Origin of the sequence: Paraburkholderia sp. J69-1 (assembly GCF_905220255.1) — a bacterium.
Taxonomy (GTDB): domain Bacteria; phylum Pseudomonadota; class Gammaproteobacteria; order Burkholderiales; family Burkholderiaceae; genus Paraburkholderia.
In genome coordinates this window covers 432,310-444,681 of sequence record NZ_CAJMZG010000001.1, presented here as the reverse complement: position 1 = coordinate 444,681, position 12,372 = coordinate 432,310, and the positions used below count along the sequence as shown (strand labels likewise).

At 64.7% G+C, this 12,372-nt stretch carries 13 protein-coding genes; 5 read left to right on the top strand and 8 right to left on the bottom strand.

Translation table 11 applies throughout. The features are described from left to right. Nucleotides 1–80: 80 nt before the first annotated feature. Nucleotides 81–1,754, top strand: coding sequence for a dihydroxy-acid dehydratase (ilvD, locus tag U5A67_RS02035; RefSeq protein ID WP_321814337.1), 1,674 nt, complete (start codon nt 81–83; stop codon nt 1,752–1,754). Between the two features lie 304 nt (nt 1,755–2,058). After that, nucleotides 2,059–2,346 (top strand): c-type cytochrome, encoded by a 288-nt coding sequence (locus U5A67_RS02030; RefSeq protein WP_205981481.1) that lies wholly within the window; start codon nt 2,059–2,061, stop codon nt 2,344–2,346. 23 nt (nt 2,347–2,369) lie between these two features. Here U5A67_RS02030 and U5A67_RS02025 read toward each other — a convergent pair whose 3' ends face one another. From U5A67_RS02025 to U5A67_RS02015, 3 genes are all read right to left on the bottom strand, one after another. Then, nucleotides 2,370–2,891 (bottom strand): DUF2486 family protein, encoded by a 522-nt coding sequence (locus U5A67_RS02025; RefSeq protein ID WP_321814336.1) that lies wholly within the window; start codon nt 2,889–2,891, stop codon nt 2,370–2,372. A 70-nt stretch (nt 2,892–2,961) separates the two neighbouring features. Further along, nucleotides 2,962–3,378, bottom strand: coding sequence for a DNA polymerase III subunit chi (locus U5A67_RS02020; protein ID WP_205981182.1), 417 nt, complete (start codon nt 3,376–3,378; stop codon nt 2,962–2,964). Nucleotides 3,379–3,409: 31 nt separating this feature from the next. Next, nucleotides 3,410–4,921 (bottom strand): leucyl aminopeptidase, encoded by a 1,512-nt coding sequence (locus tag U5A67_RS02015; protein ID WP_205981183.1) that lies wholly within the window; start codon nt 4,919–4,921, stop codon nt 3,410–3,412. A 134-nt stretch (nt 4,922–5,055) separates the two neighbouring features. Between U5A67_RS02015 and lptF the strand changes: the two genes are divergently transcribed. The 3 genes from lptF to U5A67_RS02000 are packed head-to-tail and all read left to right on the top strand — an operon-like array spanning nt 5,056 to nt 7,720. Continuing rightward, the gene (gene lptF / locus U5A67_RS02010; protein WP_321814335.1) at nt 5,056–6,156 is read left to right on the top strand and encodes an LPS export ABC transporter permease LptF; all 1,101 of its coding nucleotides are present in this window, start codon (nt 5,056–5,058) and stop codon (nt 6,154–6,156) included. A 3-nt stretch (nt 6,157–6,159) separates the two neighbouring features. Then, complete coding sequence (gene lptG / locus U5A67_RS02005; protein WP_205981185.1) at nt 6,160–7,308, top strand: LPS export ABC transporter permease LptG; 1,149 nt, start codon at nt 6,160–6,162, stop codon at nt 7,306–7,308. Between the two features lie 37 nt (nt 7,309–7,345). Beyond that, nucleotides 7,346–7,720, top strand: coding sequence for a CbiX/SirB N-terminal domain-containing protein (locus U5A67_RS02000; protein ID WP_321814334.1), 375 nt, complete (start codon nt 7,346–7,348; stop codon nt 7,718–7,720). Nucleotides 7,721–7,823: 103 nt separating this feature from the next. On the opposite strand, the gene cobA is transcribed toward U5A67_RS02000, so the two are convergent. The 5 genes from cobA to U5A67_RS01975 all read right to left on the bottom strand — a co-directional run bounded on the left by cobA (nt 7,824) and on the right by U5A67_RS01975 (nt 12,360). After that, complete coding sequence (gene cobA, locus U5A67_RS01995; RefSeq protein ID WP_321814333.1) at nt 7,824–8,588, bottom strand: uroporphyrinogen-III C-methyltransferase; 765 nt, start codon at nt 8,586–8,588, stop codon at nt 7,824–7,826. 48 nt (nt 8,589–8,636) lie between these two features. After that, complete coding sequence (locus tag U5A67_RS01990) at nt 8,637–9,953, bottom strand: sulfate adenylyltransferase subunit 1 (RefSeq protein ID WP_205981188.1); 1,317 nt, start codon at nt 9,951–9,953, stop codon at nt 8,637–8,639. Nucleotides 9,954–9,977: 24 nt separating this feature from the next. Then, nucleotides 9,978–10,940, bottom strand: coding sequence for a sulfate adenylyltransferase subunit CysD (cysD, locus tag U5A67_RS01985; RefSeq protein WP_205981189.1), 963 nt, complete (start codon nt 10,938–10,940; stop codon nt 9,978–9,980). 122 nt (nt 10,941–11,062) lie between these two features. Continuing rightward, a complete protein-coding gene (locus tag U5A67_RS01980) occupies nt 11,063–11,830 on the bottom strand; it encodes a phosphoadenylyl-sulfate reductase (RefSeq protein WP_321814332.1) in 768 nt (255 codons plus the stop codon). Further along, nucleotides 11,827–12,360: a DUF934 domain-containing protein gene (locus tag U5A67_RS01975; RefSeq protein ID WP_205981191.1), complete on the bottom strand. Its 534-nt coding sequence runs from the start codon at nt 12,358–12,360 to the stop codon at nt 11,827–11,829. Before U5A67_RS01975 ends, U5A67_RS01980 begins: the two co-directional genes overlap by 4 nt. Between the last annotated feature and the right edge of the window lie 12 nt (nt 12,361–12,372).

Genomic DNA, 12,372 nt, shown 5'->3' with positions numbered 1-12,372 from the left:
TCGCCCAGGCCGCCCAGGTCGCCCAGGTCGCCAACGACACGTCTGCGCCCGGCTCACAAAACACACAACGGAGCGTCCCCATGTCCTACAACCGTCGTTCGAAGCACATCACGCAAGGCGTCGCGCGCTCGCCGAACCGCTCGATGTATTACGCGCTCGGCTACGAGAAGGCCGACTTCGACAAGCCGATGATCGGCGTCGCCAACGGTCATTCGACCATCACGCCCTGCAACGCCGGCCTGCAGCGCCTGGCCGATGCCGCCGTGGCCGCCATCAAGGGCACCGACGCCAATCCGCAGACCTTCGGCACGCCGACGATCTCCGACGGCATGTCGATGGGCACCGAGGGCATGAAGTACTCGCTGGTCTCGCGCGAAGTGATCGCCGATTGCATCGAGACCTGCGTGCAGGGCCAATGGATGGACGGCGTGGTGGTGATCGGCGGCTGCGACAAGAACATGCCAGGCGGCATGATCGCGCTCGCGCGCATCAACGTGCCGGGCATTTACGTGTATGGCGGCACGATCCGCCCGGGGCACTGGAAGGGCAAGGATCTGACCATCGTATCGGCGTTCGAGGCGGTGGGCGAATTCACGGCCGGGCGCATGACCGAAGAGGACTTCGAGGGCGTCGAGAAAAACGCCTGCCCGTCCACGGGTTCGTGCGGCGGCATGTACACGGCCAACACGATGAGTTCGTCGTTCGAGGCGCTGGGCATGTCCCTGCTCTATTCGTCGACGATGGCGAATCCCGATCAGGAGAAGGTCGATTCGGCGGCGGAATCGGCGCGCGTGCTGGTCGAGGCCGTGAAAAAAGACCTCAAGCCGCGCGACATCATCACGAAGAAGTCGATCGAAAACGCCGTGGCGCTGATCATGGCGACGGGCGGCTCGACCAATGCCGTGCTGCACTATCTGGCGATCGCGCACGCCGCGGAAATCGAATGGAACATCGACGACTTCGAGCGCATGCGCAAGCGAGTGCCGGTGATCTGCGACCTCAAGCCTTCCGGTCAATACGTGGCGACCGATCTGCATGAGGCGGGCGGCATTCCGCAGGTGCTCAAGCTGCTGCTCGACGCGGGCATGCTGCATGGCGACTGCATGACCATCACGGGCCGCACGATCGCGGAAGAACTCAAGGACGTGCCCTCGAGGCCGCGCGCCGACCAGAAGGTGATTTATCCGATCGACCAGGCGCTCTACAAGGAAGGCCATCTGGCGATCCTCAAGGGCAATCTCGCCACCGAAGGCGCCGTCGCCAAGATCACGGGGCTGAAGAATCCGGTCATCACCGGTCCGGCGCGGGTGTTCGACGACGAGCAGAGCGCGATGGACGCCATCCTCGCCGACAAGATCAAGGCCGGCGACGTCGTCGTGTTGCGCTATCTCGGGCCGAAGGGCGGGCCGGGCATGCCGGAGATGCTGGCGCCGACTTCGGCGATCATCGGCAAGGGGCTGGGCGAAACGGTCGGCCTGATCACCGACGGGCGTTTCTCGGGCGGCACGTGGGGCATGGTGGTCGGCCACGTCGCGCCGGAAGCGTTCGATGGCGGCACGATCGCGCTGGTGCAGGAAGGCGATTCGATCACCATCGACGCGCACAAGTTGCTGCTGCAACTGAATATCGACGACGCCGAACTCGCGCGCCGCCGCGCCGCGTGGAAGCAGCCCGCGCCGCGTTATACGCGCGGTGTGCTGGCGAAGTTCGCGGCGCTGACGCGACCCGCGAATCTGGGCGCGGTGACGGGCTAGGCGGCGGGCCGCAGCGGGCCTTGAGCGCTAACGCGCTGTTTCATCGGCTGAAATCGTCGGTTAGATCGACAGAAGCGAGACAAATGGGCGCGTAGCCTGGCTGCGCGCCCTTTGCTTCTATAATGCGACGACACAGCCGGCGACCACGCTGGCGGAGACCAGCATGAAACTGAAGTCGCAAGCGAAGAACAAGACAGCGACGCCGGCCGCCCCGCTGGCTCAGATTGCAACGGTAGTGAGATCGGCAGTATGGCTATGCGCGCTGGCAGGCAGCGCCGCCCATGCGCAGAACGGGCCGGCCGCGATGGTCGCCACCAGCGCTCCAGCCGCAACCAGCATGGCAAGCGGACTCGCGCTCGCCCAGCAGCAGAACTGCATGAGCTGTCATTCGGTGACGCGCACCTTCATGGGCCCGGCGCTACGCGATGTAGCGTCGAAGTACTCGGCCCGGCCCGAAGCGCAAACCTATCTCGCGCACAAGATCATGGAAGGCAGCAGCGGCGTGTGGGGCATGGTGCCCATGCCCGCCAACACGCAATTGAGCCCCGGTCAGGCGGCCATGCTGGCGAGCTGGATTCTTACGCTGAAATAACGCAGCAACTCAAACGCAGCAACTCAGGCCGATGGCGGCGTGCCATGCGTCGCGCGCGCGTCCAGTTCCTCGCGCACGGCGGCCTTGACCCAGCCCTTGAGTTCGGTTTCGAGCGCGAGGCCAATCTCGCGCGAGACCTGCCCCACGATCCAGTGCGAATGCTCCTGCATCGCGGCACTGCAGCGTTGCTCGATCACGCCACGGCCTTCGCCGGTCAGCCAACTGAGGGCGCGCCCGCGCAGACGCTCGACGAGTGCATCGGCGTCCTGTGCATAGAGCGCGTAGGTGTCCTGCTGTGCGGACTGAGGCTCGGGTTCCTGCGCGAGCGTCGGCTCGGGCACGGCATGCGCAGCCGCCATGGTTTCGGCAGACGCCGGCGTGGCAACGGGTTCCGGCGCGGCATCCTGCACAGGCTGCTCGACCGGAAGCGCCTGCGCCTCGTGCACCCGCTCGAACGGCGAGCGGGCACGCAACAGATTGCCCGGAACCATGATGTCGCTCAAAAGCGGGATCGGCGCCTCATCAAGATCATGCAACTCGGTCACGATCGCCTCCTTCGGATATCGATCAAACAGAAATCTCAGGCCAGCGGCGGCAAACCCTCACCGGCTGCGTTCAGCCGCCCTGCTTGTAGTTGTTCAGCGTATAACCGCGATCGCGATAGAAGCGATAACGCTCGCGGCCCGACGCCAGTTCCTCGGGCGCATCGCCGATCACTTCGAGCAGACGCTCGAAGCGCGCGAACTGCGGCGGCACCGCGGCGCCCAGATTGAGCAGCACGCGATGATGCGGCGCACGCTCGAGATCCGCAGCCAGCACGATAGGCGTTTGCGCGGCCAGCGCGTTATCGGCCATGCAGTGCGGTACGAACTCGAGCGGCGAGAACGTCCACAGCAGTTCGTCGAACGTGCGCAGGCGCGCCGGCTCGGCCAGCACGACAACCTGCTGGTCGGCCAGATACGCCTTGCGCACGAGACGGCATGCGTACATCAGCGCATCGCCCACATTGGTGTGGAAGTCGATGCGCGTCATGCTTTCACCACCATCGGGTTCAAACTCGATGTCATTGCGCCGCGCGATCGATCAGGAACTGCGCGAGCAAAGGCACCGGACGGCCCGTTGCGCCCTTCGCTGCGCCGCCCTTCCACGCGGTGCCCGCGATGTCGAGGTGGGCCCACGGATAGGCTTCGGTAAAGCGCGACAGGAAGCACGCCGCCGTGACCGCACCGCCCGGACGACCGCCGATATTGGCGATATCCGCGAAGTTCGACTTCAGCTGGTCCTGATACTCGTCGTCGAGCGGCAGGCGCCAGGCCGGGTCGCCGGCTTCGCGCGACGCGTCGAGCAGTTCGCCCGCGAGCGCATCGTCCTTCGAGAACAGACCGCTGTTGTGGTGACCCAGCGCAATGACGCAGGCGCCCGTCAGCGTGGCGATGTCGATCACCGCCGCCGGCTTGAAGCGTTCCACATACGTGAGCGCGTCGCACAGGATCAGACGGCCTTCGGCGTCGGTGTTCAGCACTTCGACCGTGAGACCCGCCATCGTCGTGACGACGTCGCCAGGCTTGGTGGCGTTACCGGCCGGCATGTTCTCGCAGGTGGGAATGACGCCGATCACATTGAGCTTGAGGCCCATTTCGGCCACCGCACGCATCGTGCCCAGCACCGAACCGGCGCCGCACATGTCGTACTTCATCTCGTCCATGCCTTCACCGGGCTTGAGCGAAATGCCGCCCGTGTCGAACGTGATGCCCTTGCCAACCAGCACGACCGGCGCGGCTTTCGCGCTGGCGCCCTGATAGTGCATGACGATGAATTGCGGCGGTTCGACCGAGCCCTTTGTTACAGAAAGAAACGAACCCATCTTGAGCGCTTCGATCTGACGCTGGCCCAGCACTTCGACCTTGAGCTTCCAGTCGCGCGCGAGCTTCTTGGCCGTGGCAGCCAGATAGGTCGGCGTGCAGACGTTGCCCGGCAGGTTGCCGAGGTCGCGCGTGAGATCCATGCCGTTGGCCAGCGCCACGGCCTGCTTGGCGGTGACCTTGGCGACCTTTTCTTCCGCGGCGTCCACGCTGAAGACGACGCGCTTGAGCGCGCGCTGCGTGACGTCCGGCTTGCTCTTCATCTGCGTGAAGCGGTAGGTCTCATTGCGCAGCGCGAGAATCGCGGCGCGCACGCCCCAGTCGCCGGTGCGTTCCTTGATGGGCAACTGCGCGAGCGAGAACGTCACCTGGGCGATGCGCGTGCCGAGAATCGCGCGCCATGCGGCCCGAACCGCTTCGCCATAGGCCTTCTGGCCGAATGCATCCTGCTTGCCGAGGCCGACCAGCAGCACCCGCGAGGCGCCGATACCGGTCACTTCCGGCAGGAACAAGGTCGAACCGGGCTTGCCGTCCATGTCACCGGCCTTGACGACGCGGGCGATCGTGCCGCCGAGTGCGCTGTCGATCACGAATGCCGGGCCGGAGAGGGTTTGCGCTTCGAAGACACCGACCACGACGCAATCCGACTTGCCGGTCAGGAAGGGGCCTTCCCCGCCTTTGCTCCAATCACAGGCTTTTATGCTAAAGTCCATCGCGCTTGTCCTCGGATAAAATCAGGGCTTAGGATGAAAGCCGCAATTATCCGCTATTTTTACCGCGGCGGCTCCTGGGCGGTAGCGCGAGCAGCGCGGCGCCCGGCGCAGGCCGCCCGCCCAGCCCATCTAGAATGATCTTCGAACGTTCCCTGCAGCGCGAACTCGCGTACACGGCTGGCGCCGTGTTCATGGTTCTGCTCACGATCATGCTGACGACGATGATGATCCGCATCGTCGGCTTTGCTGCGTCTGGCCAGATCGACCCGCGCGACGTGCTGGTCCTGATCGGCCTGACCGTGATCGGCTACCTCGCCGTCATGCTCATCGTCACGCTTTTCGTGTCGATCCTGTTTGTGCTCACGCGCTGGTACAAGGATTCTGAAATGGTCGTCTGGCTCGCCTCCGGGGTGAGCCTCACGCGCCTGATCAAGCCGATCGCCGTGTTCTCCACGCCGATCATCCTGTTGATCGTGTTCTTCGCGCTCGTTGGCTGGCCGTGGTCCAACGCGCAGAGCAAGCTGATCCGCGCACGCTTCCAGCAGCGCGACGAAGTCTCGCTGCTCGCGCCGGGCCAGTTCCGCGAATCGCCGACCACGCACCGCGTTTTCTTCATCGAAAGCATGAGCCCCGACCAGGGCCGCGTGGAGAACGTGTTCGTCACGAGCACGGAAAACGGCAAGGTCAACGTGATCGTCTCGAAAACCGGTCACACGGAAACCACCAAGAACGGCGATCGTTTCGTCGTGCTGGAAAACGGCCGCCGCTACGACGGCGAACCGGGCCACCCCGACTTCCGCATCACCGAATTCCAGCGTTACGGCGTGAAGGTCCAGAGCCAGCCCGTGGTCAATACGCCCACGTCTAGCACCACGTCCACGCCGGATCTCCTGCGCAACCCGACCAACGACAACCTCGGCGAATTCGCCTGGCGCGTGGGTCTGCCGCTGATCGCGATCAATCTGATGCTGCTGGCGATCCCGCTCGCGTACCAGAACCCGCGCCGCAGCCGCACCATCAACCTCGTGATGGCCGTGCTGATCTATCTGACCTATTCGAACCTGCTCAACGTCGTGCAGTCGCAGATCGAGCAAGGCAAGCTGTCGTTCGGCGTCGGCCTGGTGTCGCTGCACCTGATTGTGCTCGCGCTTGTCGCCTTTATTTTCTGGCTGCGTGTGCGCAACCGGCCGCTCTTTACCCGCGCGATGTTCCGCCGCGCGTCGCAGGGGAACTGACCGATGCGCATCTACGAGAAATACTTTGCGCGTCAGGTCTATCTGACGTTCATCTTCATTCTGTTCGCCTTCTCCGGCCTGTTCTTCTTCTTCGACCTGATCAACGAGCTGAACTCGGTCGGCCACGGCAACTACAAGTTCACCTACGCGGTGCTGCGCGTGGCGCTGCAGGCGCCCTCGCGGCTCTATGAAATCATTCCGGTCGCCGCGCTGATCGCCGCCATCTACGTGTTCGCGCAGATGGCCGCCAGCTCGGAATTCACCATCTTCCGCGTCTCCGGTCTCGCGACCGGCCAGGCGCTGCGCTCGCTGCTGAAGATCGGCGTGCCGCTCGTGCTGCTCACGTATCTGATCGGCGAAGTGGTCGGTCCTTACACCGATCAGCTTTCCGAGAAAGTCCGTCTGGAAGCGCTCGGTTCGGCGGTGTCGACCGACTTCAAGTCGGGCGTCTGGGTCAAGGACACGCTCACTACGCGCGCGGATGGCCAGCAGGCCACGCGCTTCGTCAACGTGGGCGAGTTGCAGCCGGACGCGACCATCACGAACGTGCGCATCTACGAATTCGATTCGCAGTTCCGCCTTTCGAACGTGCGCGTGGCCAAGAGCGGCAAGTTCCAGCCGCCGGGCCACTGGCTGCTCAAGGACGTGACCGATACCGAGCTGATCGGCGTGCCGCCGCCGCAGAACCAGCCGACCGATGCGCTCGCGCCGGTCTATCGCGCAACGCAGACTTCGACGCCCGAATATTCGCTGCGCTCGGAACTCACGCCGCAGATTCTTTCGGTGCTGCTGGTGTCGCCGGACCGCATGTCGATGTTCAACCTGTTCCGCTACATCCAGCATTTGACGGAAAACCATCAGGACACGCAGCGTTATGAAATCGCGCTGTGGCGCAAGCTGCTCTACCCGTTCGCGGTGTTCGTGATGCTGGTGCTGTCGCTGCCGTTCGCGTATCTGCATACGCGTGCGGGCGTGGTGGGCGTGAAGGTGTTCGGCGGGATCATGCTGGGGATGAGCTTCCAGCTCGTCAACACGCTGTTCTCGCACATCGGCAATCTGAATACCTGGCCCGCGCCGCTCACGGCGGCCACGCCCGGGCTGATCTATCTGGCGCTTGGGCTGCTGGGCTTGAAGTGGGTGGACCGGCACTAGCCGGGTTAGCGCAGACAGGCTCTTTGGGATCGCAAAGATGGCGATGCACGGCATGATTCTCTTCGGCCACGGCGCGCGCGACGCGCGCTGGAAAGAGCCGTTCACGCGTCTCGCGGCCAAGCTGGCCGCTTCGCGTGGCGCGGCCGGTCCCGTCGATCTCGCGTTTCTCGAACTGATGACGCCGGGCCTGCCCGAAGCCATCGACGCACAAGCCGCGCAAGGCTGCACGGTCATCACGGTGGTGCCGGTGTTCTTCGGCCAGGGCGGCCATATCCGCCGCGACCTGCCCGCGCTGATCGCGCAATGCCAGGCCGCGCATCCGCAAGTGCGGATCGATTGCGCAACGGCGGTGGGCGAAGACGATGGCGTGCTCGACGCGATCGTGCAGTACTGCCTCACGCACGAAGCCTGAAAAAACTCCGCCGTAAACGCAGAAGGGCCGCTTTTCAGCGGCCCTTCTGCTTTCTTATGGCACAACCCCCGTCTTGATTCTTTCCTGACGCAGCCTGCGTCTCTCAGGCGGCAACGAGACGGTCGTCGCTCAGATCGCCCTCGCCGGCCTGCTGCCCTGCCCGCTCGGCAAACGCCTCGCCGATCATCAGCAGACTCGGCTGCGCCGCATCGAGCCAGTCCTGCGCCTCGCCGGCCGCCAGCTTCGCCAGCGTCAGCGTCAGCGTGCGTTCGCGCGCCGTGCTGCAGGCCTCGACGATCGCCACTGGCGTGGCGCCCGGGCGACCCGCGTCGATCAACTGCTGCGCGATATCGGGCGCGCTGTCGCGGCCCATGTAGAACACCAGCGAATCGGCGTTGACGTGCTCGCGAATCTCTTCGCTGCCCGCCGCCCGCGAATACGTGGCCAGCGCCACGCTGCGCGAGACACCGCGCAACGTCAGCGAGCGTTGCAGCGTCGCCGCGCTCGCCAGTGCCGCCGTGATGCCCGGCACGATTTCATACTCGATGCCGGCCGCTTCGAGCGCGCGCATTTCTTCGTCGGCGCGACCGAACAGCATCGGATCGCCGCCCTTCAGACGCACGACGATGTCATGCTCGCGCGCCGCATCCACCAGTTGCTTGTTGATGAACTGCTGCGCCGTCGAGCGCTGGCCGCACCGCTTGCCGACCGCGATGAACTTCGCGTCTTGCGGCGCGTAGTCGAGCATCGCCGCCTCGACCAGCGCGTCGTGCAGGACGACCTGCGCCTGCCCGAGCAGGCGCGCGCCGCGCACCGTGATGAGATCCGCCGCGCCCGGTCCGGCGCCGATCAGATAAACCTTACCCATATTTCAGAACCCTGTATCGACCGGAGCGAGCGTGGAGGCGTCGGACGGTCAGGCCGTCAGCGCGCGGATCATGCCCGCAGCCACCGTATGATGCGTTGCCTCGTCGATGAGGACGAACGCGCCGGTGCCGGGGTGCACATCATACAGGTCCGCGACCAGCGGCTTTTGCAGCGTGAGCGAGACGCGGCCGATGTCGTTCATCGCGAGGTTCTGGCGATCGACGGCGTGCGACAGCGTATGCACGTCGAGCACTTCCTTGATCGCGCCGATCTTCGCGAACACCGTGCTGGTGGTCTGCTTGAGCAGGTACTTGCGCTGCGTCGAGAGCGGCTCTTCGTCGAACCAGCAGAGGTCCGCTTCGAGCTTCTTCGCCGGTTGCGTTTCGTCGTTGGCCGGCACGAAGGTGTCGCCGCGCGAAACGTCGACGTCTTCCGCCAGGCGGATCGTCACAGTCTGGCCTGCGAATGCGCGATCGACCTGCGCCGTGCCGCCCGGCACCGGTGCGATGATTTCCGCAACCGTTGCAGCGCGGCCAGCCGGCAGCACCGTGATGGTGTCGCCGAGCTTCACTTCGCCCGCTTCGACACGGCCCATGTAGCCGCGGAAGTCATCGGCGCTCGAACCGTCCTGGCGCGCGACCCACTGCACCGGGAAGCGCAGCGCTTCGCCGCTTGCCTGCGCAACCGGCAGTTGCTCGAGCACGTCGAGCAGCGGCTGGCCCGCGTACCACGGCATACGCTCGCTCAGGCCGACGATGTTGTCGCCCTTGAGCGCCGACACCGGCACGAAACGCACGTTGTCCAGACCGAGCTGGCGCGCGAGTTCGACATAGGCTTCGCGGATCAGGTTGAAGGTCGCTTCGCTGTAATCGACCAGATCCATCTTGTTGATCGCGACGATCACGTGTTGCAGGCCGAGCAGCTTGACGATGGCGCTATGGCGCTTCGTTTGCGGCAGCAGTTGCGTCACGCCGTTCTCGACCGTCACGCGCGTGGGGTCGATCAGGATGATCGCCGCGTGCGCCGTGGAAGCGCCCGTGACCATGTTGCGCGTGTACTGCTCGTGGCCGGGGGTATCGGCGATGATGAACTTGCGCTTCGCCGTCGCGAAGTAGCGGTACGCCACGTCGATCGTGATGCCCTGCTCGCGCTCGGCTTCGAGACCGTCCGTGAGCAGCGAGAGGTCGATTTCGTCGCCGACGGTGCGTTTGTTCTTCGCACGCGAAAGCGCCGAAAGCTGGTCGCTCAAAACGGCCTTGCTGTCGTACAGCAGGCGGCCGATCAGCGTGCTTTTGCCGTCGTCCACGCTGCCTGCGGTGATGAAGCGCAGCACGCCGAGGTCTTCAGGTTGGTGAGTCGTAACCATGTCTAATCTTTCCTCTGCGTGCTCTTAGAAATAACCTTGCTTCTTGCGCTGTTCCATCGCGGCTTCCGACGCCTGGTCGTCCATGCGCGTGGCGCCACGTTCCGTGATTTCGGTCACGGCCGTTTCAGCGATGATCTTCTCGATGTTGTCGGCATCGCTCGCCACCGGGCAGGTGCAGCTGATGTCGCCGACGGTGCGGAAACGCACCTGCGCCATTTCGCTGGTTTCGCCTTCCTTCATCGGCGTGAGCGGCGTGACCGGCACGAGCAGGCCGTTGCGGCGTACGATCTCGCGCTGGTGCGCGTAGTAGATCGACGGCAGTTCGAGCTTTTCGCGCTCGATGTATTGCCACACGTCGAGTTCGGTCCAGTTCGAGATCGGGAACACGCGCAGGTGTTCGCCGTTGTGCAGACGCGCGTTGTACAGGCTCCAGAGTTCCGGGCGCTGCGCCTTCGGGTCCCACTGGCCGAATTCGTCGCGGAACGAGAAGATGCGCTCTTTCGCGCGGGCCTTCTCTTCGTCGCGGCGCGCGCCGCCGATCATCGCCGTGTAGCCGTATTGTTCGATGGTTTCGAGCAGCGTGACCGCTTGCGCCGCATTGCGCGAGTCGGTTTCGCGGCGCAGGCGCACCGTGCCCTTCCTGATCGAATCTTCGACGTGACCGACCACGAGTTCCGCGCCGATTTCAGCCGCACGGCGATCGCGGAAGTCGATCACTTCTTCGTAGTTGTGGCCCGTGTCGATGTGCACGAGCGGGAACGGCAGCGAGGTCTTGCGGTTCGCGCCCAGGCCGAACGCCTTCAGGGCGAGCGCGAGCACGACCACCGAGTCCTTGCCGCCCGAGAACAGCAGCGCGGGCTTGCTGCACTCGGCAACGAGTTCGCGCAGGATGTGGATCGACTCGGCTTCGAGCCAGTCGAGATGGTCCATGCGGTTCGCCGTGACCTGAAGCGGCGCGTTCACTGCGGAGTCGAGCGTCGTGCTCATGTTCGGAATCCTTCGTCTGATCGCGCCCCCGTTCCGGGGAATCAGGGCGCGTTACTCTGTATTCGACTTCGCGGCCGTTCGATGTCCGTTAAAACATCGAAAGCGGCGCGAAAACTTCAATCTTAGCTCGCGTGTCCGATCGGCGAAACTTCCGGGGCAGCTTCGACCACCGGAATCGCGGAAACCGACGTGATGTGCAGCCCGCATTCCTTCGTATCGCGCGACTCCCACCACCAGCGGCCCGCACGGCTGTCTTCGCCGGGACGGATCGCACGCGTGCAGGGTTCGCAGCCGATGCTCGGGTAGCCGCGCGCATGCAGCGGGTTCACCGGCACCGCGAAGGCGCGCAGGTAATCCCAGACATCGGTTTCGGTCCAGTCCGCGAGCGGATTGAACTTGTCGATGTTGCGGGCTTCGTCGCGTTCTTCCTCGTGCAGCTCCGCGCGCGTGACCGACTGCTCGCGGCGCTGGCCCGTGACCCACGCCGACACGCCCGACAGCGCGCGATTGAGCGGCTCGACCTTGCGGATCTCGCAGCAGCGCTTGCGCAGATCGACGCTCTCGTAGAACGCATTCAGGCCATGCTGCGCGACGTATTCGTCGATGGCGTCCTGCTGCGGACGGAACTGCTCGATCTCGTAGCCGTAACGCTCGCGCACCGTGTCGATCATGCCCACGGTTTCCGCGTGCAGGCGGCCGGTGTTGAGCGAGAAGATGCCGATCTTCACGCCGCGCGAGAGGATCGCGTGGGTGAGCAGCATGTCTTCGGCGGCGAGGCTGCTGGCTAGCTTGACGTCGGCGTGACGTGCGGCGATCGAATCGAGCAGTGCGTCGAGGCGCTCGATCTTCGCTTGCAGGTCAGCGGTGACAACGGCTGCGGCGGTGCTCATGCTGCTGCGCCCGCTTGTGCTGCACGGCGGCGGAACAGCGGCGACGGCTCGTCGAACGCGCCCTGGTATTGCACCGTGAATTCGGTGAATGCCTTCAGTGCGTCGTTGATATCCTTGTCGGCGCGCAGTGCGTAGGCGTCGAAGCCGCAGCGCTCGTAAAAGCGCAGCTGGTCGCGCAGCACGTCGCCGATCGCACGGATCTCGCCCTTGTAGCCATAGCGCTCGCGCAGCAGACGCGCGATCGAATAGCCGCGGCCATCGCGGAACACCGGGAAGTCGATCGCGATCAGCGCGATGTTGTCGAATTCGGCGACCACGTCGGCCGGTTCGCTGTCCGGCGCGAGCCACACGCCCAGTTCGTCCTTGCCGCGCGCAGCGAGCGCTTCGCGGTTGGCCTGCCAGTACGCGAACGGAACCAGCACCTTGCCCGCCGGCAGCGCGGCCACATCGGGCAGCACGCCGTCTTCGGCGGCGCGCACGACCTGCCAGCTGTCTTCAACGATCTCGCGGTTTTTGATGATCAATGCCATTGCTTAACTCTC

Bases quoted from the DNA above. Each gene is read 5' to 3' on its own strand.
- ilvD (WP_321814337.1), top strand. From the start codon at position 81: ATGTCCTACAACCGTCGTTCGAAGCACATCACGCAAGGCGTCGCGCGC.
- U5A67_RS02030 (WP_205981481.1), top strand. From the start codon at position 2,059: ATGGTCGCCACCAGCGCTCCAGCCGCAACCAGCATGGCAAGCGGACTC.
- U5A67_RS02020 (WP_205981182.1), bottom strand. From the start codon at position 3,378: ATGACGCGCATCGACTTCCACACCAATGTGGGCGATGCGCTGATGTAC.
- U5A67_RS02015 (WP_205981183.1), bottom strand. From the start codon at position 4,921: ATGGACTTTAGCATAAAAGCCTGTGATTGGAGCAAAGGCGGGGAAGGC.
- lptF (WP_321814335.1), top strand. From the start codon at position 5,056: ATGATCTTCGAACGTTCCCTGCAGCGCGAACTCGCGTACACGGCTGGC.
- lptG (WP_205981185.1), top strand. From the start codon at position 6,160: ATGCGCATCTACGAGAAATACTTTGCGCGTCAGGTCTATCTGACGTTC.
- U5A67_RS02000 (WP_321814334.1), top strand. From the start codon at position 7,346: ATGGCGATGCACGGCATGATTCTCTTCGGCCACGGCGCGCGCGACGCG.
- cobA (WP_321814333.1), bottom strand. From the start codon at position 8,588: ATGGGTAAGGTTTATCTGATCGGCGCCGGACCGGGCGCGGCGGATCTC.
- U5A67_RS01990 (WP_205981188.1), bottom strand. From the start codon at position 9,953: ATGGTTACGACTCACCAACCTGAAGACCTCGGCGTGCTGCGCTTCATC.
- cysD (WP_205981189.1), bottom strand. From the start codon at position 10,940: ATGAGCACGACGCTCGACTCCGCAGTGAACGCGCCGCTTCAGGTCACG.
- U5A67_RS01980 (WP_321814332.1), bottom strand. From the start codon at position 11,830: ATGAGCACCGCCGCAGCCGTTGTCACCGCTGACCTGCAAGCGAAGATC.
- U5A67_RS01975 (WP_205981191.1), bottom strand. From the start codon at position 12,360: ATGGCATTGATCATCAAAAACCGCGAGATCGTTGAAGACAGCTGGCAG.